A 17932-nucleotide genomic window follows, 5' to 3' on the forward strand; every position below is an offset into this window, starting at 1 on the left:
GGCCGGGGCCCGAGTCACCGGCATGCGCGGGGTCGCCCCGAGCCGCGACTTCATCCTCGCCGGGCATCCCGACGTCGCTGTCGAGTTGGAAAAGCTGCTCGATGAGCTCGGTGAGTTCGCGGATTTATGACCCGTTTGTGGGTCACTTAGCTGGGAATCCCGTGAGCCGGGTGGACTCGACCGTTGCCATTTCGTTAGATTTGACCAGTTCGCCCGGCCCGACCCGCGGCCCGAACCTGTAGGTCACGGTCGACCTTGCCATTTCGACCGCAGTCCAGGAGTCACGCATGACCGTTCCCGAGGAACGCGAGAACGAACAATCCGTTCTCGACATCCTTGGTTTCGGCACCCCCGCGGCCCTCGGCTCGACCTCATCGATGTGGAGCCTCGAAGGCTCTGAAGAGTCGTCGGGTGCGTCGGCAGCCCCCGTCGCCGCGACCCGGCGCGAGGCCCGCGAACGCGAACGTGCCGCCGAGCCTGTCGCCACCGAGTCCGCCCCCGCAGCGGTCGCCCGCCGCAGCGAGCCGACTTCACCCTCCAAGGGTCGGGGCGCGCCGCGCCGCACCGCCAAGAAGACCAGATCTACCCGCGATCGTTCGCGGACTCCGACGGCGACGGGGTCGGCGACCTGCCCGGCATCACCTCTCGACTCGGTGCTCTGAAAGAGCTCGGGGTGGATGCCGTCTGGCTTTCGCCGTTCATGACTTCACCGCAGCGCGACGCGGGCTACGACGTCTCGGACTACTGCGACGTCGACCCGCTGTTCGGCACGCTTGCCGACTTCGACGCTCTGCGCGAGACGGCTCACGGCCTCGGCATCCGAGTCGTCGTCGATCTGGTGCCCAACCACTCGTCGATCGACCACCCCTGGTTTCGCGAAGCGCTCGCGGCCGGGCCGGGGTCGGTCGAGCGCGAGAGATACGTGTTCCGCCACGGCGGCGGCGTTGCGGGGGAACTGCCGCCCAACAACTGGCAGTCGGTCTTCGGCGGCCCGGCCTGGACCCGCATCACCGAAACCGACGGCACCCCCGGACCGTGGTACCTGCACCTCTTCGACTCGTCGCAACCCGACTTCGACTGGGGCAACCCGTGGGTGCACGAGCGGTTCCGCGAGGTGCTGCGGTTCTGGCTCGACCGCGGCGTCGACGGCTTCCGGGTGGATGTCGCACACGGCCTGGTGAAAGCCGACGGCCTCCCCGATTACGAGGTCCCGACCGGCGGAAGCATGGGCGGCGACGATCGCACCGCCCCGTACTGGGCTCAGGATGGCGTGCACGAAGTCTGGCGCGACTGGCGAAAGGTACTCGCCGAGTACGGTCCCGAGCGCGTGCTCATCGCCGAAGCTTGGGTCGCACCACTGCTCAAGATGGCGAACTGGGTGCGTCCCGACGAGATGCATCAGGCCTTCAACTTCGCCTATCTCGAGACTCCGTGGGATGCCGCTGCCCTCCGCGCCGTCGTCGACGAGTCGATCGCTGCCTTCGCCTCGGTCGGCGCCCCGAGCACCTGGGTGCTCTCCAACCACGACGTCATCCGGCATCCGTCGCGGCTCGCTCTCACCCCGCCCCCGCCGCAAGGTGAGGGAATCGGACCACGTTCCCCGAGGCATCCCGATGAGGCGGTCGGTTTACGCCGAGGTCGCGCTGCGACGGCGTTCATGCTCGCGCTCCCGGGTTCGGCCTACGTCTACCAGGGCGAAGAGCTCGGGCTGCCCGAAGTCATCGACCTGCCCGATTCCGCCCGCCAAGACCCGACGTTCGCCCGCACCGCCGGCAAGATCTACGGCCGAGATGGATGCCGGGTGCCGATTCCGTGGGAGGCCGACTCCCCGGCGGCAGGTTTCAACACCACGGGCGCGTCCTGGCTGCCCCAACCCGAGACCTGGGGCCGGTACGCCCGGGATGCGCAACGCGGGGTGCCCGGCTCGACTCTCGAGTTCTACCGTTCGGCCCTCGCGCAGCGGCGCGCGTCGTCGCTTGCGACCGGCGCCGTCGAGTGGCTGGCTTCGCAGCCCGAGGTGCTTGCCTTCCGCAATGGCGACCTGACAATCATCGCGAACACGGGAGCGACGCCGGTGCCGCTGCCTCGCGGCACGATCGTCGTGGCTAGCGACGAGGTGAGCGGCGACGTCGTGCCGGGCGACACCACGGTTTGGTTGCGCGGAGTGACCCGGACTTAGCCCGCGTGGGCCTGCATCCAGGCGAACGGGTCGACGTAGTGCAACTTCGTATCGAGCGAGATAGTGAAGTGCAGATGGGGACCCGTTGCCTCACCAGTCGCGCCGACGAGCCCAATGAAATCACCGACCTTGATGACATCGCCCACGTTCAGAGGAGACGAACCCCTCTGCATGTGCGCGTAGCCGCTGAAAACGACCTGACCGTCAATCTCGTGCTGGATATACACGAAGTTGCCCCAGCTGCTGCGACCGTCGTCGTGCTCAACGACGACGCCGTCGGCAATCGCAAAGATCGCCGAGCCGTTGCCCCCGCCGAGGTCGAGGCCCGTGTGAAATGTCGAACAGCCCTTACAGGGCGCGGCTCGCGCACCAAAGCCGCTGACGATAGGCACGGGGCGCGGGAACGGCCACCGAATCGCGCCGGTGCCGACGTTGTAGGAGAAATCGCGGGTGCCGTACTTGAGGCGCAACATCTCGGCCCACGAGGTGACGCCCCAGGTGTCACGTGCCGAGAACGAGACGAGCGAGTTGTCGACCTCGACCGACTGGGCCGGCATGGCCAATGATGTCGCGAGCTCGGTCTTATCCGACCCTTGGCTGAACGCGTTCGCGGGCACCGACATCCCGATCGCGAGCGCGCCGGCGAACAGCATCGCGCCGAGCGACAACAGGCGAGCGCCGATCGTCTTCTTCGGGGTCGCGGCGGCGCGCACGACATCCCGGCGGCTGGTCTTCTTCGCGGTGCGGCGCGGCGTGCCCCGACCCTTGGAGGGCGGTGTCGGTTCGCTACGTCGAGCGACTGCTGCGGGGGCGGATGGCGCGGGCGAAGGGTCAGCGGCCCGTTCGCGTTCGCGGGCTTCGCGCCGGGTGGCAGGTGCCGGTGCTGGCGGCAAAGCCGGTGCCGCCGACGAATCCGCAGACTCTTCGGAACGTTCAAGGCTCCACGTTGAGGAGGTCGATTCGAGAGCCGCAGGGGTGCCGAAACCCAGGATGTTGAGAACGGATTGCTCGTTCTCGCCTTCCTCAGAAGCGGTCATGCGAAACTCCTGGACTGCGGTCGAAGTGGGGAGGTCGACCGTGACCTACGTGTTCGGGCCACGGGTCGGGCCGCGAGAACTCGTCAAATCTAACGAAATGGCAACGGTCGGGTCCACCCGGCTCACTGAATTCCCAGCTAAGCGCCGTGCGCGCGGGTCAGAAATCCTCGAATTCACCGAGCTCGTCGAGGAGCGCTTCGAGCCGGGCAGCGACCTCGGGATGCGCGGCGAGGATCAATTCGCGGCTCGGGGCGGCCCCGCGCATGCCGATGACTCGTGCCCCGGCTTCGCGCGCAATGAGCGCTCCGGCGGCGTGATCCCACGGGCTCAGCGTGCGCTCGAAGTACGCGTTGTAGCGACCGTCGGCGACGAAGCACAGATCGAGGGATGCCGTGCCGAGCCGGCGGATATCCCGCACCTGGGGCAGCAGCCGGGCCACGACATCCCCCTGGAACGCTCGGGTCGACGCGGCGTAGGCGAACCCTGTCGCAACGAGTGCCTGCTCGAGGGGGACGGCATCCGCCACCTTGAGTCGCCGCGTGCCGGCGTAGGCACCCTGGCCGGCTTCGGCGGTGAAGATCTCGCCGCTCGCAGGATTGATGACAACCCCTACCTTCGCCACCCAAGTGAGCGGGTCGGGGTCACCCTCGACGAGGCCGATGCTGACGGCATAGTGCGGGATGTCGTACAGGTAGTTGACGGTGCCGTCGATCGGGTCGACCACCCAGGTGAGTCCGCTGGTGCCCGTGACGGATGCGCCCTCTTCGCCCAGCATCCCGTCGTGCGGGCGGGCCTTGCTCAGCCGGTCGATCACGAGACGTTCGACCTCGCGGTCGGCTTCGGTCACGATGTCGACGATCGTCGACTTCGTCGCGGCGACCTCGACTCCCTCGGAGCGGCGCTTCGCGGCGAGTGCGCCGGCTTCGAGGGCGACCGATATCGCGAGATCGAGGAGGGTCGTCATCTTGAAACGCTAGCGCGACGCCGCAGCTATTGGTTCGGGCGATTCAGTCGAAGAAGTCGACCAGCGCTCGCTGTCAATCGCGAAGGATGCAGCACCATCCGGCACCCTGGCTCCAGATCGCGTCAGGGCGGGTGCACGTACCGAGGCCTTCCCGCTAACTCGTCTCTTCCCGCTACTCGATAGCCGAGGGGAAACAAAGCAACGCAGAGGGCGGCGCCACTTACGCGATCTTGGCGCCCTTGGAACGGTTGCATCTCCAACACAGGGTCTGGAGATTCTCCGGGAGGCTGGGGCCGCCTTTCGAGACGGGGATGATGTGATCGACCTCGAGCAACAAGTGAGGTTCAGCGGCCACCGAAATCCCGCACTGCACGCACGCGTATCTGTCGCGCGTCTTGATATCTCGGCGAAGCTTCGTCGTCATCAGCGCGCGCTGACCGGTGACGGACTTCGCCCACCGAATCTTTTCGACGAGCGTTGCCGAGAGCGCTTCAAGAGTCGGAGTGTTGAGAACAATGTTGGCCGTTTGCCCACTGTTGCCGCCAGCGGAGACGTACTGAAACTTGTACCGGGGATAGGGCACTTGGACTGGAGACAATTTCCCGCCCACCTGTCTCCAGAATTCGTCGTAGTAGTACTTGAGAACGAAAGCGGGTGGGTTGATCTTGGCAGTGATGTCCTCCTTGCGTCCCTCGACATTCGTGACCGCGCCCTCGAGCCGAGAAATATCGTCAGCGACCCGCTGGACATTTGCGAGCGTGTCTTGATCAGCCTTCACAGCGAAGTACTTCATCAAGTATTTGATCGGGTCAGCGCTAGCGCTCCGGACTACTTGCAGCGACGCGTTATGCACGTGGGCGGCGTACTCCGCGACGTTCCGATCACGCCTGTAGTTCCAGGCCGAAGTGTTAGTAAAAGACGCGAGATGTGCGTGTTGGCCGGTGGACGAGGACCCGAGTTCGAAGGAGCCCCCGGCCCGAATTTCCATCACATAGTTGACGACATCGTTGTGCTCGGCCACAACGGCGGCCACCTCTCCTTTGAGCGTCCTGAACTGCTCGGAGCCGAAGTAGCGGTTCTTGCGAATGGTGCGCACGATCGGGTTGGCCGCGATGATCAAGGCCAAAGAGAGCGCTGCGAGCCAGCCGTTGCGCGTACTGGCGAAGACAGCGATTGGTGTCGCGACGAGCAGCGTAATGAAGAGTGGTCGGGGCATGTCGCGATCTCTCAGCTCTTAGGCGGATGGGTTGAGGTGGCAACGGGAGTCTGGCACTCCCAATTCTCTGCGTGGGCCGGAACAGGGCCCTCGGGGGGCGCTTCGCGGGCCGCGGTTTCGAGCGCGACCGAGGCGGCGAGGCTAGCTGGCCGAACAGACCGCCGCCGTCGACCCCGGTCGGCTCGGCAACTAGGTCGGTCAGCTCACCTTCGACGAACTTCGGCGAGTCGACGCTGCTCTCCGCCTGGTCCTCTCATCTGACAGGACCAGGCGGGTCGAACGGGTGCCTACCGCGGTGTGGCCTCGATCGTGAGTCGCTTGTCTTCTTGAAGCATCTGGTTTGTCACGATGACCGTGTACGGGCCCGCACCGATGTCGAAGGCGACGTTTCCGCGGCTCTTGTCACCCGCCGGAACGTCCCCGGCGCCAAGCGGGTCGTTGACAAAGATCGACAAATCGCCCTCACGGCCCTCCGCGTCCTTGACGCTGAAGTAGAAGAAGTTTGAGGAACTCACGCCCTCCGACGTCTCCCACAGAACGTCCAAGATCAGGTAGCCGCCATTGTCGGCCGGACTGTCAAAGGCACCACCCCCGAGGCTGTCTCCGTAGGTTGCACTGACGATTGTGATCTTGGCGGTGCCGTCATTCTGCTTGACCTCGAACGGCTGACCGAGCTGGGGTCCCGTCGGCGTGATCGGCTCTGCCGCCACCGGCGTTTGGGGTTGTGCCCCGCCGGGGGTGAAGGCGCTCGGAGCTGAGCAGCCCCCAATCAGAAGGATGGCGGCCGCGGCAATTGTCACGGCCGAGAAACGTCGCTCGATAGACATAGATGTTCCCTTCAGATGAGATCTGGCTCGATTGCTGCCACTCTCATTCGCGTTCTGGATGTCGATGGCACTCCATGGGCACCGAACTGTTCCCTGATTCCCCATTGCCTCGACGGCTTGGTCGCAACTATAGGGGGCACGATTGCGACCCCGCGACCCCACGAACGGGTCGCCCGAGATGCGGGGGGCAGTGGAACAAAGTTGACAATGGTGGCGAGTGAGGGATTCGAACCCCCGAATCTTACGAGTCTGATTTACAGTCAGATCCCTTTGGCCGCTTGGGTAACTCGCCATGGCGCCGAAGCGCTCACCAAGGATACCCGGTCGCCGAGCGGTCGTTCACTCAGGAGGTCAGCGCCTCTGCGCGACTGCACGTCGAACGGCAGCGAGGTCGTTCGGCACGTCGCGGGCGACCGTATTCCAGAGAGCGTCCCAGTCGACGCTGTCGCCGTAGATGTGGCCGATCTTGTCGCGTGTGCCCATGAGCGCACGCCATCGCACATCGGGATGCGCCGCCCGGAACTCGTCGGGCAGATCTTTGACCGCGTTCCCGGTCTGGATGAGCGCCGCAAGCGCCGCGTAGCGGTTCACGAAGTCCGGGCCCAAGAACGCATCGCGTCCCCGCTCGGCGAGGTCAACGCACTCGGCGAGGTGGCGCTTGATTGCGGCGAGGTTCGCGTCCGTGCGAGCGGCACGTGCAGCCGCCTTCAGGTCGGCGTCGCTCACGCGGCGGAACTCGGTCGCAGATCGATCGCCGACGCGATCATCTCGTCGGATGCGGTGCGCGCCGACACGACCTCGACCTCGACTCCGAGCAGGTCGGCAATCTCATCCTCCATCTGGAACAGGTCGAACAGCGAGGTGGCCGGAGCTAGATCGACGAGAAGATCGAGATCGGAGTCGATCGTGTCCGACCCCGTCGCCACCGAGCCGAACACTCTGACGCGCGTTGCACCGTTGCGAGTGGCGATGAGCAGCACGTCGGCCTCGTGCCCGCGCAGCGCATCCGACGGTCGTGGCCGCATCGCGGCGATCAGTCGATCCCGCACCTCCGGCGACGGGGTCTTGGCGCCCGACTCGTACGCGGCGATGTTCGGCCGCGCCGTCCCTGCGCGCTCCGCGAGCTCGGCCTGGGTCAGGCCCGCAGCGACTCTCAACGCTCGGATGTCAGCCATGTATACAAATATACCCCCGCGAATCGTCGCGCGACTCCTCACCCGTCAGGACGCGGCGTACTGCACGGCGTAGCGGGCTACGAGGGCACGGTACGACGCCGGCGAGTTGAATCCCGTGATCGCCGCGATCCAGCCCTCTTCGGTATCCATGTGGATGCTGACGCGGCACAGGTAGTTGACGGTCGCCATGGCGGCATCCTCGATGTTTTGTGGATCTTCCACCCCGTCGCCGTTGCCGTCGATGTGCCAATTACGCCAGGTCTGCGGGATCAGTTGGAACGGGCCCGACGCGCGGTCAATCGTCGCGTCGCCGTCGATCGTGCCGCCGTCGGAGTCGGGGATGTGCTGAACCCCGTCTCCGCCGTCGAGCGGCGGGCCGTAGATCGGGGGTGAGACCGTGCCGTCGGCGGCGATCGACGATCCGGCGTACTGCCCGTGACCGCTCTCGACCTTGCCGATGCCGGCGATCGTGTTCCACGAGATGCCGCACTCGGGCATCGAGGCGGCTTTGGCCATCGCCGCACCCGCGTAGGCGGCCAGGGCACGTGTCGGGATGCCGGTGGCCTCACTTGTTGCCGAAACCCAGCCCGGGTCAGGCAACCCCGAGATCCCCGCCGTTGGGTTCGCGGCGGGCGGAGGAGGAGAAGCGGCTGGTGCCCACCTCAGCGCCTCCACGGTCGGTGTTGCCCCCGGTGCCGGAACCAGTGACCGGGGCGCCAAGAAAACCAGAATCGCGACCGCGACCAACGTCACGCCGACGAGGCCGGCAATGACGGCGATGATCGCTCGAGGGGTGGCATCCACTCGCGACGTTCTACCATGACGGCATGGCAGATTCCTCCTTCGACATCGTGAGCAAGGTTGACCCGATGGAGATTCAGAACGCACTCGGGCAAGCGCAGAAGGAAATTCAGCAGCGCTACGACTTCAAAGGCGTCGGTGCCGAGATCGACATGTCCGGCGAAAAGATCCTCATGAAGGCCAGCGCAGAAGAGCGCGTGAAGGCCGTGCTCGAGGTCTTCGAGCAGAAACTGATCAAGCGTTCGATCTCACTGAGATCGCTGGATGCCGGCAAGCCGTTCCCGAGCGGCAAGGAATACCGCATCGAGGCATCCATCAAGCAAGGCATCTCAAGCGAGGATGCCAAGAAGATCGCGAAGATCATCCGCGATGAAGGCCCCAAGGGCATCAAGAGCCAAATTCAGGGCGACGAACTGCGCGTGCAGTCGAAAAGCCGGGACGACCTGCAGCAGACGATCGCGCTGCTCAAGGGCAAAGACCTCGAGGTCGCCCTGCAGTTCATCAACTTCCGTTAGCTAGCGGAGTCGTTAGCTAACGGAGCCGCTGGCTACCCGGCCGGGGTCGCCCACGAGCGTTCGATCCACCAGTCGGTGAACTCGCGCACTCGGCCATCGGGGGCGAACTCGATCACCCACATGTTGTCGTACACGCCCTTCTTCGGCCCCGAGGGGTAGGTCGTCACACACCGGACGACTGCGAGGTCGCCATCCTGAGCCTGGGTCTCCCACGCGAAGGTCGTAGCGCCCGGCGGGTCGGAGTTCTCTAGCCACCCGGCGACGATCTCGTCGTGGCCGGTCCAGGCCGGAGTTCCCGGTCGTCCGCGGTACACCGCGTCGTCGGTGAAGATCGCAACGATGTCGTCGGGATCGTTCGTCTCCCAGGCGCGACGGTAGCCATCCATCCAGGCACGTACGGCGTCACCGTCTGTCGCGCTTTCCTGCTGCGACGACTCCGCGCTCACGCAGCGACCCTTCGGGCAATGAACCAATCGGTGAACTCGGTCGCTCGACCATCCGTCGCGAGGCGCACGACGAACAGGTTGTCGTAGGTCTCCCGCGGGGTCTCGTGCAGATAGGTGGTCACACACTTCGCGATCGCGACGTCACCGTCAACCGCGAGCAGCTTCCACTCGAACTCGGTGTCGCCGGGTTCGTCTTTGTGCTCGAGCCACTTCGCGACGATCGCGTCCACTCCCCGCCACGGGTCGGGCGTTGACGGGCGCCCGAAGTAGACCGCGTCATCGGTAAACAACGCGCGGATGTCGGCGGGATCGTTGGAGTCCCACGCCGTGCGGTAGCCCGCGAACCAGGTCTCGGCCATGAAGCGATCGATCATGCTCCCGGTCTACCACGGGCCGCTGTCAGACTGTGACCATGGGTTCCGGCTGGCTCGCGGTCACGATCACGATCACGTTGATCGCGATCGACTTCGTGGTCCGCATCCTGGCGCTGATCTTTGTGCCGAAAAACCGGCGCCCGCAGACCGCGTTGGCCTGGCTGTTGGCGATCTACTTTCTGCCGTACGTCGGAATCATCCTGTTCCTCATCCTCGGTCGCGCCCGGCTGCCGCGGGCCCGGCGCAGCAAACAGCAGCAGATCAACGAGTACATCCACGACACCACCGAAGGCGCCGACCTGGTCACGCGGGACCTCTCTTCGCCGGCCTGGCTCGAACCGATCGTCCAACTCAACCGAACTCTCGGGTCGACGCCCCTGGTCGGCGGCAACTCGGCTCAGATGTGGGCCGAGAACGCCGTCTCGCTCGCGCAGATGACCGCCGCGATACGAGCCGCGAAGACGACCGTGCACGCGGAGTTCTACATCCTGCTGCTCGACCCCACGACGGCCGACTTCTTCGAGGCTCTCGCCGAGGCCCACGACCGGGGCGTCGTCGTGCGGGTGCTGCTCGACCACCTCGGCAACGCGCAGTATCCGGGGTACCGGCGCACCGTGCGGCGGCTCAACAAGATGGGCGTGCAGTGGCGGCGGATGCTGCCGTTCCGTCCGTCGCGCGGCCAGTTCCAACGCCCCGACATCCGCAACCATCGCAAGCTGCTCGTCATCGATGGCGAGGTCGCTTTCACGGGTTCGCAGAACATCATCGATCCCGGCTACCAGCGACGGCGCAACAAGCGTCGCGGGCTGCAGTGGAAGGACTACATGGTGCGTTTCGAGGGACCGGTCGTTGCTGGCATCGACGCGCTCTTCGCCACTGACTGGTTCAGCGAGACGGGCGACCTGCTCCCCCGTCAGACTCCCTCCGAGCGCCATTCGGGCGGCGACTACGACTGCCAAGTGGTGCCGTCGGGGCCGGGCGTCGAAGGCGAGAACAACCTGCGCCTGTTCAACTCGCTCGTCTACGCGGCCCAGCGCAAGGTCATCCTGACCTCCCCCTATTTCGTGCCCGACGACTCGATGCTCTACGCGATCACCACAGCCGCGCAGTCGGGGCTCGACGTGCAACTGTTCGTCTCTGAGATCGGCGACCAGTTTCTGGTATTCCACGGGCAACGCTCGTATTACGAGACCCTGTTGCGAGCCGGCGTGAAGATCTGGCTCTACGCCGAGCCGACAATTCTGCACGCCAAGCACCTGACGATCGACGACGAGATCTCGGTCATCGGCTCGAGCAACATGGACATGCGCTCGTTCAGCCTCGACCTGGAGATTTCGATCATGGTGCGCGGCGAGAAGTTCCTGGCAGAGTTGCGGGCCATCGAGGATGCCAACCGCGCCCGATCACGCGAACTCACCCTCGAAGAGTGGCTGCGACGCCCGATCCGGCACCGCACCCTCGACAACCTCGCGCGGCTTACGGCTGCGGTGCAGTAGCTCCGCGGGGCGCGGGTTCGAGCCGCAGGAATTCGGGGAAGGCCGCGGTGCCCTCGATCCACTTCTTGACCGAATCAAGCTGCGAGGGCGAGGGGCCGAAGAAGCGGCGAACGACCACCCGCAACCGAAGCTCCCGACCGTCGGTGAACGCGATCCGCAGGGCGGGCGGAAAAGCCACCACCCTGACCCGTGTGAGTGACTCCCACTCGAAGAGCAGTCGCCTCGAGGGTTCAGCGGCCTTGAAGAACAGCAGCCCTTCGGGGGCGCGCTCGATGAACAGTTCCGGCCGTGTATAGATCGGGATGTCGGTGAGCGCCACGACGGCGGTCTCCGGCGCGGTTTTCTTCAGAAGCACGGCGACTCGTCGCCGACGGTTGCTCCTCTGAATCAGCCACGGAACGAATGAGAGCGCGAACACGCCAGCGCCTGGGAGGAACGTCAGAAATCCGCCCAGGATGTTGAGCCCGACGATCGCCGAAATCACCCAGGCGAGATATCCGACGACGATCAGCGCGCCGGTCGGGCTGATCTCGCGCTCAAAGAGCAGTCGTTGGTCGTCCACGGGTACCTCCGCTCAGTCACGATCCGTGCCGCGCGAGATTTTCACCATCTGGTCGCGCGGGACGACCTTGATACGAGCCCGCCCGTCCGGTTCGCCCAGCGCAATCTCGTAAGCGTCGAGATGCTGCCAGCCGGCGAGGTCGGTGTACTCGATCCCGCGCTCCTCGAGCAGGGCGACGATAGCGTCCTCCGCCGGCGACTCCGGGTTCCACCACGACGCCTGGTCGTTGACGAGGTGCGACACGGTCTCCATCGCGTCGGACTTGGTGTGGCCGATCAGGCCGACGGGCCCGCGCTTGATCCACCCGGTCGCGTAGACACCGGGCACGATTTCGTTGTCATTTGCAGCCAGAACCTGACCTTCGTGGTTTGGGATGACGCCTCGGCGTTCGTCGAACGGGATGCCGTCGAGGGGCGAACCGAAGTAGCCGACAGCCCGGTACACCTGCCCGACCGCCACTTCGCGGATCTCGCCGGTACCGCGCACGCCGCCGGCGTCATCCGGTTCGGTGCGTTCGTACCGGAACGCCGCGACCCGCCCGTCGGGGCCGGCGACGACCTCGAGCGGTTGAGCGTAGAAGTGCAGATGAAGGCGTCGGGATGCGGATCCGACTTCTTCGTCACGCCACTTGGTGAAAATCCGGTCGATCACCAGAATCTGCTTGTTCGACTCGATGGCGGCGCGCTCGGCATCCCCGTAGTCGAAGTCTTCTTCGTGAACGACCATGTCGACATCCCGAAGCTCGCCCATCTCGCGTAACTCGAGCGGACTGAACTTGACCTGGGTCGGACCACGGCGGCCGAAGACGTGCACGTCGGTCACCGGCGACGACTTGAGGATCTCGTAGACGTTTGCCGGAATCTCGGTCGGCAGCAGGTCATCGGCATGCTTGGCCAGAATTCGAGCGACGTCGAGTGCGACGTTGCCGTTTCCGATGACGGCGACCGACGAAGCGTCGAGCGGCCACTCACGCGGAAAGTCGGGGTGGCCGTCGTACCACGACACGAAATCGGCGGCGCCGTACGAGCCGGGCAGATCGATGCCGGGGATGTGGAGATCGGCATCCCGAATCGCGCCCGTCGAGAAGATCACGGCGTTGTAGTGCTTCTTCAGATCGGAAAGGGTGATGTCGCGGCCGTACCGCACGTTGCCGAAGATGCGGATTGCGCCGCGGTCGAGCACCTCACGCAGCGCGGTGACGATCCCCTTGATCCGTGGATGATCGGGGGCCACCCCGTATCGCACGAGTCCGTAGGGCGCGGGGAGCTGCTCGAACAGGTCGATCGAGACGTCGAACTCGCGCTCCTGCTTGAGCAGGATGTCTGCGGCGTAGATGCCGGCCGGGCCGGCTCCGACGATGGCCAGGCGAAGCTTGGTCAACGGGGGTTCCTCACTACCTAGTGACGTCAGTCAGTGTTGAAGTTGCTGCGCGCGTTGGTTCGCTCAGGTGTTCGGAGCGGGGCTTCAGCCCGATCGCTCGACGATCGCCTGAGCGAATCGGGTGAGCGCTTTCTTGACCGGCCCGTCCGGGAGCGGCCCGAGAGCCCCCACCGCACGATCCGACCAGCGCTGCGCCTCGGCGAGTGTATCGTCCGTCACCTGGTGGCCACGAAGCTCGGCGACTGCGGCCGCGAAGTCGGGATGCAGGTCCCCCTCGGCCGAGGCGTCGATGTCGCGTTCGAGACGCTCCAGCAGCGCCGCGGCATCGGCATCCGTCTCGGCACGCTGACGCAGGTAGAGCAGCGGGAGGGTCGGGACCCCGGCGCGAAGGTCGGTGCCCGCCGCCTTGCCGGTGTTTTCGACGGCCGAGGAGAGGTCGATCACGTCGTCGATGAGCTGGAAGGCCACCCCGATGCGCTCGCCGAAGATTGTGACGGGTTCGCGGTACTCCTCCGGTGCGCCGGAGAAAATCACCCCGACGAGAGCGGCCAACGAGATGAGCGAACCGGTCTTGTCGGCGAGCACCTGGAGGTAGTGCTCGATCGGGTCGTCGCCCTCCTGGGGTCCGATCGTCTCGTGCAACTGCCCCAGACACAACCGCTCGAACGTCTCGGCCTGAATCGCCAGGGCACGCTCGCCGAGGCTGCCCACCAGCTTGCTCGCCCGGGCGAACAGCAGATCGCCGGTGAGGATCGCCACCGAGTTGCCCCACACCGCCTGTGCGCTGGGCACGCCCCGCCGCATCTCGGCTTCATCCATCACGTCGTCGTGGTACAGCGAGGCGAGGTGGGTGATCTCGACGGCCTGCGCGGCGGTCAGGACGTCGTCGGTGGCACCCGCGCCGAGTTGCGCGGTCAGCAGAGTCAGCACCGGACGTACCCGCTTGCCGCCGGCATCCAGCAGGTAGCGGGTCGTGACGTCGGCGATTTCGTCGGCAAAGCGCACCTGATCAACCAGACGCTGCTCGACGATCTCGAGACCAGCCTCGATGTCGGCCGCGAACTGGCGTTCCTCGCTCGACGCGAAGAGCGCCTCGCCGAGACCCAGAGACGAGCTCAGGGTCTTGCGGCGGTTGTTGCGTCGAGCGATCGAAGGGCTCGGATTCACGTCGGACCGATCTGTCGGTGCCGGGCTCAGCCGGCGGGGTCGGTGGTTCGGGCGCGACCCGTGCGGCGGGCGGTCGAGGCGCGGATGGCGAAGTCTTCGGGCTTGCGGCCGCGGTGCAGCGCGACGATGCCGACGGTGAGGTTTCGGTAGGCAACCCGGGTGAATCCGACCCCGCGAATCCACTGGCTCAGGGTGCCCTGATCGGGCCACTCCCGGATGGATTCGGTGAGGTAGCGGTAGGCGTCCCGGTTGGAACTGGTGACCGTCGCAATCAGCGGCGCAACGAATCGCATGTACGCGAAGTACCCGGTGCGCAGCAGGGCGGCGGGCGGCTTCGAAAACTCACACACGATGAGTCGGCCGCCGGGCTTGAGCACGCGGTACATCTCGGCGAGCGCCTGCTTGGGGTCGTGCACGTTACGCAGCCCGAAACTGATCGTGACGGCGTCGAACTCGTCGTCGCCGAACGGCAACTTCATCGCGTCGGCCTGACGGAAATCGATCTTCGGATGACGCTTGCTCGCCTCAGCGATCATCTTGGGCGAGAAGTCGACACCTACCACCGTCGCCCCGGCGCGGGCCAGCGGAAGGGTCGACGCCCCGGTACCGCAGGCGATGTCGAGGATGCGCTCGCCGGGCTTGGGGTCGATCGCCTTAGCGGTCGCAATGCGCCAGAGTGCCGAGTTGCCGACACTGAGCACGGCGTTCGTGCGGTCGTAACCGGGCGCGACTTCGTCGAACATGCCGGACACGTCGTCCGGGTCTTTGTCCATCTCGGCCCTACCCACGATGATCCATCCTACGGGGGAGGAGTCGGCGGGTTGTGGGCGCTCCGCATAGGGTGGAACTGTGACGGACCTCACCGTCGAAACGCGCCGGACTGATCCGGTCGCCTCGCTGATCCCCTTCGCCGATCCGGTGAACCCGCTGCTCATGCAGCGACGTGGCGACGGCATCGCCGGTCTCGGTGAGGCGCTACGGCTGGAGTTCAGCGGCCCGACCCGGCTCGCTGACGCTGCCGCCGCTTGGCGCGAGGTCTCGGCATCCGCCCGGGTCGACGACGAGGTGAAGATCGGCGGGTCCGGTCTGGTCGCGTTCGGGGCGTTCACGTTCGACGACGCGTCGGCCCGCACGAGCGTTCTGATCGTTCCCGAGGTTGTCATCGGGCGGCGGGATGGCGTCGGCTGGGTCACGCGGGTCAACGGCGCGACGAACCCGGTTGCGGCCTCGGCACTCGGCACGGAATACCGGTTGTCGCTGCACCCCGGCAGCCTCGCGCCTGACGCGTACCAGGCGGCCGTCGCGACCGCGGTGAGCCGCATCCTGGCCGGCGGTCTGCAGAAAGTCGTGATCGCCCGCGACCTCGTCGGGCATGTGCCGGAGAGCGCCGACCTGCGTCGCGTGCTGCTCGAGTTGGCGCTCGGCTACCCCGACACCTGGACTTTCGCCGTCGACCGGCACATCGGCTCGAGCCCCGAAACCCTCGTACGCGTGCACGCCGGAGATGTGACGGCCCGCGTCCTCGCCGGCAGCCACGCTCGCGGCAGCGACGCCGAGGCCGACGCCGCGGCCGCCCTCGAACTCGCCACCAGCACCAAAGATCTCGACGAACACCGGTTCGCGGTCGAGAGCGTGCTGGCTGCCCTTCGCCCGCACGGTCCGGGAATCACCGCGAACGAACTGCCCTTCACCCTCAAACTGCCCAACCTCTGGCATCTGGCCAGCGACGTGCACGGCAGCCTCTCCGACGGGTCCGGTGCACTCGACCTCGTCGCGGCACTGCATCCCACGGCGGCGGTCGCCGGAACCCCGACTGCCCGGGCGCTTGACGCCATTCGTGAGTTGGAGCCTTTCGACCGCGGCCGGTACGGGGGTCCGGTCGGCTGGGTCGATCAGCACGGTGACGGCAAGTGGGCCATCTCGTTGCGTTCAGCAGAAGTGGATGCCGACGGCACCATCACCGCATTTGCCGGCGCTGGCATCGTGGCCGACTCGGTTCCTGCGCGGGAACTCGCCGAGACCACCCTGAAGTTCCGCCCGATCGTCGAGGCCTTCGGCTAGACGGCCGCATAAGAGAGCAGAGCGCCTTCGGCTAGAGGGCCCTCAACCCCAGGCTGCAGCGACGGTGTCGGCGACACGGGAGGCCTGCGCAAGACCTGCTGCGGCCGAAGCGGCGCGGTATCGCGGGTCGAGCGAGTTGCTGCCCATCGCCGCACGCGCCTCGCGATCCGGCGCGACCAACGCTGACCCGAGCGTGTGCAGCGCCGCGAGTTGTGCGGCGGGTTCCCCTCCCCGGCGCAGGGCTGTGGTGACCGGGGCGATGACCAGGACGCGTTCGAATCCGGCGGCGAGGTCGACGTTGGCGACCGAGCGCATCCCTCCGTCGATGTACCGCCGCGAGGCGATCGTGACCGGGGGCCAGACCATCGGCACCGCGCAGCTCGCGGCGACAGCATCCACGAGATCCACCCCGCTGGAGCTGTCGAAGACCGTGAACTCACCCGTGATCGCGTCGATCGCGGGGATCTTGAGCGCCCGCGCTGGCCAGGTGTGCACGGGCAGGCGCTGGGCGATCACCGCTCGGCGGGATTCTTCCGAGACCGTCGTCGTGCGTAACGCCCGCGCCCCGACCTTCGCGAGAGCCTGCCGCTCATCTTTCGTGCCGCGCAGCGCGACGACCAGCGACAGGATGCTGAGCAGCCCGAGCTTGCTCGGCAGCTCCTGCGCGAAGCCGTCGAGTTGGGCCCGGTAGAGGTCGTCGAGCGAGGTGGTCCCGGAAATCTGCGCGGCGACGACGGACCCCGCGGACGTGCCGACGAGCAGATCCGCCGCCTGCAACCGGATGCCCTGCCGCTCTAGGCCGAGCAGAAGCCCGGTCTCCCAGGCGACCCCGGTGACCCCGCCTCCACCGAGCACGAGCGCGCGGGTCGTCATCTGCGCACCTCAGCTCGCCGCAAGACGGGACTTCTCGACGGCGACGTCGAAGTTGGCGGGCGGCCACTCGAGGTGCAGACCACTCAGGGCGTCGAGCAGCAGATGCTGCACGGCGAGGCGCGCGTACCACTTGCGGTCGGCGGGCACGACGTACCAGGGGGCGGCATCCGTCGAGGTGCGCTCAATCGCGATGCGGTAGGCATCCATGTACGCGGGCCAGAACTCGCGTTCGTCGATGTCGCCGGGGTTGTATTTCCAGTACTTCTCGGGCTGCGCGAGCCGTTCGCCGAGCCGGGCCTTCTGCTCCTCGGCAGAGATGTGCAACATGACTTTGACGATCGTCGTACCCGCCGCGATCACCTCGTTCTCGAAAGCCGTGATCTGCCCGTAGCGTTCCTCGATCTGCTCCGGCGTCGAGAGGTGCCGCACCTTATGGATGAGCACCTCCTCATAGTGCGATCGGTCGAAAACGGCGAGCATCCCCGGCCCCGGGAGGTGCGGACGCACCCGCCAGAGAAAGTCGTGCTTGTCTTCCTCGGGAGTCGGGCGCTTGAACGCGTGCAGCATCACGCCCTGCGGATCCACCGACCCGACAACGTGCTTGACGATGCCGCCCTTGCCCGCGGTATCCATCGCCTGAAGCACGAGCAACACACTCTGGGCGCTCCCCCCGGTGCGGCTCGCGGCGAAGAGTCTTTCCTGCAGGTCGGCAAGCTGGGCCGCACCGACCTCAAGCGCCTTCTCGCCGTCGTGTTTGTCGCCAGAAAAGCCGGGCGTGCCCGACGTGTCGATTGCGTTCAGGTCGACCCCGGCGCCGGCGCGCAGGAGGTCCTTGATGGGACGGTCATTCATGGGGCGA

20 protein-coding genes and 1 tRNA gene are annotated in these 17932 nt (G+C 66.2%); 5 read left to right on the forward strand and 16 right to left on the reverse strand.

The window, feature by feature from the left end; genetic code table 11:
- The first annotated feature begins 287 nt into the window (after positions 1-287).
- Together ABIR17_RS03285 and ABIR17_RS03290 are read left to right on the forward strand one after the other, a co-directional pair.
- Positions 288-662, forward strand: coding sequence for a hypothetical protein (locus ABIR17_RS03285; protein WP_348002934.1), 375 nt, complete (start codon positions 288-290; stop codon positions 660-662).
- Positions 581-2179 (forward strand): glycoside hydrolase family 13 protein, encoded by a 1599-nt coding sequence (locus ABIR17_RS03290; protein ID WP_348003046.1) that lies wholly within the window; start codon positions 581-583, stop codon positions 2177-2179. Before ABIR17_RS03285 ends, ABIR17_RS03290 begins: the two co-directional genes overlap by 82 nt.
- Here ABIR17_RS03290 and ABIR17_RS03295 read toward each other — a convergent pair.
- From ABIR17_RS03295 to ABIR17_RS03330, 8 genes are all read right to left on the reverse strand, one after another.
- The gene (locus ABIR17_RS03295; RefSeq protein ID WP_348002935.1) at positions 2176-3216 is read right to left on the reverse strand and encodes a M23 family metallopeptidase; all 1041 of its coding nucleotides are present in this window, start codon (positions 3214-3216) and stop codon (positions 2176-2178) included. The genes ABIR17_RS03290 and ABIR17_RS03295 overlap by 4 nt on opposite strands.
- 157 nt (positions 3217-3373) lie before the next feature.
- Positions 3374-4180 carry an inositol monophosphatase family protein gene (locus ABIR17_RS03300; RefSeq protein WP_348002936.1) on the reverse strand — a complete coding sequence of 269 codons (807 nt, stop codon included), beginning with the start codon at positions 4178-4180 and terminating at the stop codon, positions 3374-3376.
- Between the two features lie 220 nt (positions 4181-4400).
- Entirely contained in the window at positions 4401-5396 is a 996-nt protein-coding gene (locus ABIR17_RS03305) for an HNH endonuclease signature motif containing protein (RefSeq protein WP_348002937.1), read from the reverse strand.
- A 287-nt stretch (positions 5397-5683) separates the two neighbouring features.
- On the reverse strand, positions 5684-6223 hold the full coding sequence (locus tag ABIR17_RS03310; protein ID WP_348002938.1) for a hypothetical protein: 540 nt from the start codon (positions 6221-6223) through the stop codon (positions 5684-5686).
- Between the two features lie 208 nt (positions 6224-6431).
- Positions 6432-6515 (reverse strand) — tRNA-Tyr (locus tag ABIR17_RS03315).
- A gap of 59 nt (positions 6516-6574) precedes the next feature.
- On the reverse strand, positions 6575-6949 hold the full coding sequence (locus ABIR17_RS03320; RefSeq protein WP_348002939.1) for a HepT-like ribonuclease domain-containing protein: 375 nt from the start codon (positions 6947-6949) through the stop codon (positions 6575-6577).
- Complete coding sequence (locus ABIR17_RS03325) at positions 6946-7398, reverse strand: helix-turn-helix domain-containing protein (RefSeq protein WP_348002940.1); 453 nt, start codon at positions 7396-7398, stop codon at positions 6946-6948. Before ABIR17_RS03325 ends, ABIR17_RS03320 begins: the two co-directional genes overlap by 4 nt.
- A gap of 45 nt (positions 7399-7443) precedes the next feature.
- Entirely contained in the window at positions 7444-8202 is a 759-nt protein-coding gene (locus tag ABIR17_RS03330; protein WP_348002941.1) for a lytic transglycosylase domain-containing protein, read from the reverse strand.
- 23 nt (positions 8203-8225) lie between these two features.
- Here ABIR17_RS03330 and ABIR17_RS03335 point away from each other — a divergent pair, with 23 nt between their 5' ends.
- A complete protein-coding gene (locus ABIR17_RS03335; protein WP_348002942.1) occupies positions 8226-8714 on the forward strand; it encodes a YajQ family cyclic di-GMP-binding protein in 489 nt (162 codons plus the stop codon).
- Between the two features lie 32 nt (positions 8715-8746).
- On the opposite strand, the gene ABIR17_RS03340 is transcribed toward ABIR17_RS03335, so the two are convergent.
- Together ABIR17_RS03340 and ABIR17_RS03345 are read right to left on the reverse strand one after the other, a co-directional pair.
- Entirely contained in the window at positions 8747-9160 is a 414-nt protein-coding gene (locus ABIR17_RS03340) for a nuclear transport factor 2 family protein (RefSeq protein ID WP_348002943.1), read from the reverse strand.
- The gene (locus ABIR17_RS03345) at positions 9157-9534 is read right to left on the reverse strand and encodes a nuclear transport factor 2 family protein (RefSeq protein ID WP_348002944.1); all 378 of its coding nucleotides are present in this window, start codon (positions 9532-9534) and stop codon (positions 9157-9159) included. Before ABIR17_RS03345 ends, ABIR17_RS03340 begins: the two co-directional genes overlap by 4 nt.
- A 38-nt stretch (positions 9535-9572) precedes the next feature.
- On the opposite strand from ABIR17_RS03345, the gene cls reads away from it, so the two are divergent.
- On the forward strand, positions 9573-11030 hold the full coding sequence (gene cls, locus ABIR17_RS03350; RefSeq protein ID WP_348002945.1) for a cardiolipin synthase: 1458 nt from the start codon (positions 9573-9575) through the stop codon (positions 11028-11030).
- Here the strand turns inward: cls and ABIR17_RS03355 are convergent.
- From ABIR17_RS03355 to ubiE, 4 genes are all read right to left on the reverse strand, one after another.
- Complete coding sequence (locus ABIR17_RS03355) at positions 11011-11592, reverse strand: hypothetical protein (protein ID WP_348002946.1); 582 nt, start codon at positions 11590-11592, stop codon at positions 11011-11013. The two genes, cls and ABIR17_RS03355, sit on opposite strands and share 20 nt — an antisense overlap.
- Before the next feature lie 12 nt (positions 11593-11604).
- Positions 11605-12972, reverse strand: coding sequence for an FAD-dependent oxidoreductase (locus tag ABIR17_RS03360; RefSeq protein ID WP_348002947.1), 1368 nt, complete (start codon positions 12970-12972; stop codon positions 11605-11607).
- Positions 12973-13056: 84 nt separating this feature from the next.
- Entirely contained in the window at positions 13057-14139 is a 1083-nt protein-coding gene (locus tag ABIR17_RS03365) for a polyprenyl synthetase family protein (protein WP_348002948.1), read from the reverse strand.
- Positions 14140-14165: 26 nt separating this feature from the next.
- Positions 14166-14912 (reverse strand): bifunctional demethylmenaquinone methyltransferase/2-methoxy-6-polyprenyl-1,4-benzoquinol methylase UbiE, encoded by a 747-nt coding sequence (gene ubiE, locus ABIR17_RS03370; RefSeq protein WP_348003047.1) that lies wholly within the window; start codon positions 14910-14912, stop codon positions 14166-14168.
- Between the two features lie 76 nt (positions 14913-14988).
- Here ubiE and ABIR17_RS03375 point away from each other — a divergent pair, with 76 nt between their 5' ends.
- Complete coding sequence (locus ABIR17_RS03375) at positions 14989-16200, forward strand: chorismate-binding protein (protein WP_348002949.1); 1212 nt, start codon at positions 14989-14991, stop codon at positions 16198-16200.
- A gap of 42 nt (positions 16201-16242) precedes the next feature.
- On the opposite strand, the gene ABIR17_RS03380 is transcribed toward ABIR17_RS03375, so the two are convergent.
- Together ABIR17_RS03380 and ABIR17_RS03385 are read right to left on the reverse strand one after the other, a co-directional pair.
- Positions 16243-17073, reverse strand: a complete 831-nt coding sequence (locus tag ABIR17_RS03380; RefSeq protein WP_348002950.1) for a patatin-like phospholipase family protein — start codon at positions 17071-17073, stop codon at positions 16243-16245.
- Positions 17074-17082: 9 nt separating this feature from the next.
- On the reverse strand, positions 17083-17925 hold the full coding sequence (locus tag ABIR17_RS03385; protein ID WP_348002951.1) for a PPK2 family polyphosphate kinase: 843 nt from the start codon (positions 17923-17925) through the stop codon (positions 17083-17085).
- Positions 17926-17932: the final 7 nt, after the last annotated feature.

The sequence above is a fragment of the Pseudolysinimonas sp. genome (assembly GCF_039912695.1).
GTDB lineage: Bacteria > Actinomycetota > Actinomycetes > Actinomycetales > Microbacteriaceae > Pseudolysinimonas_A.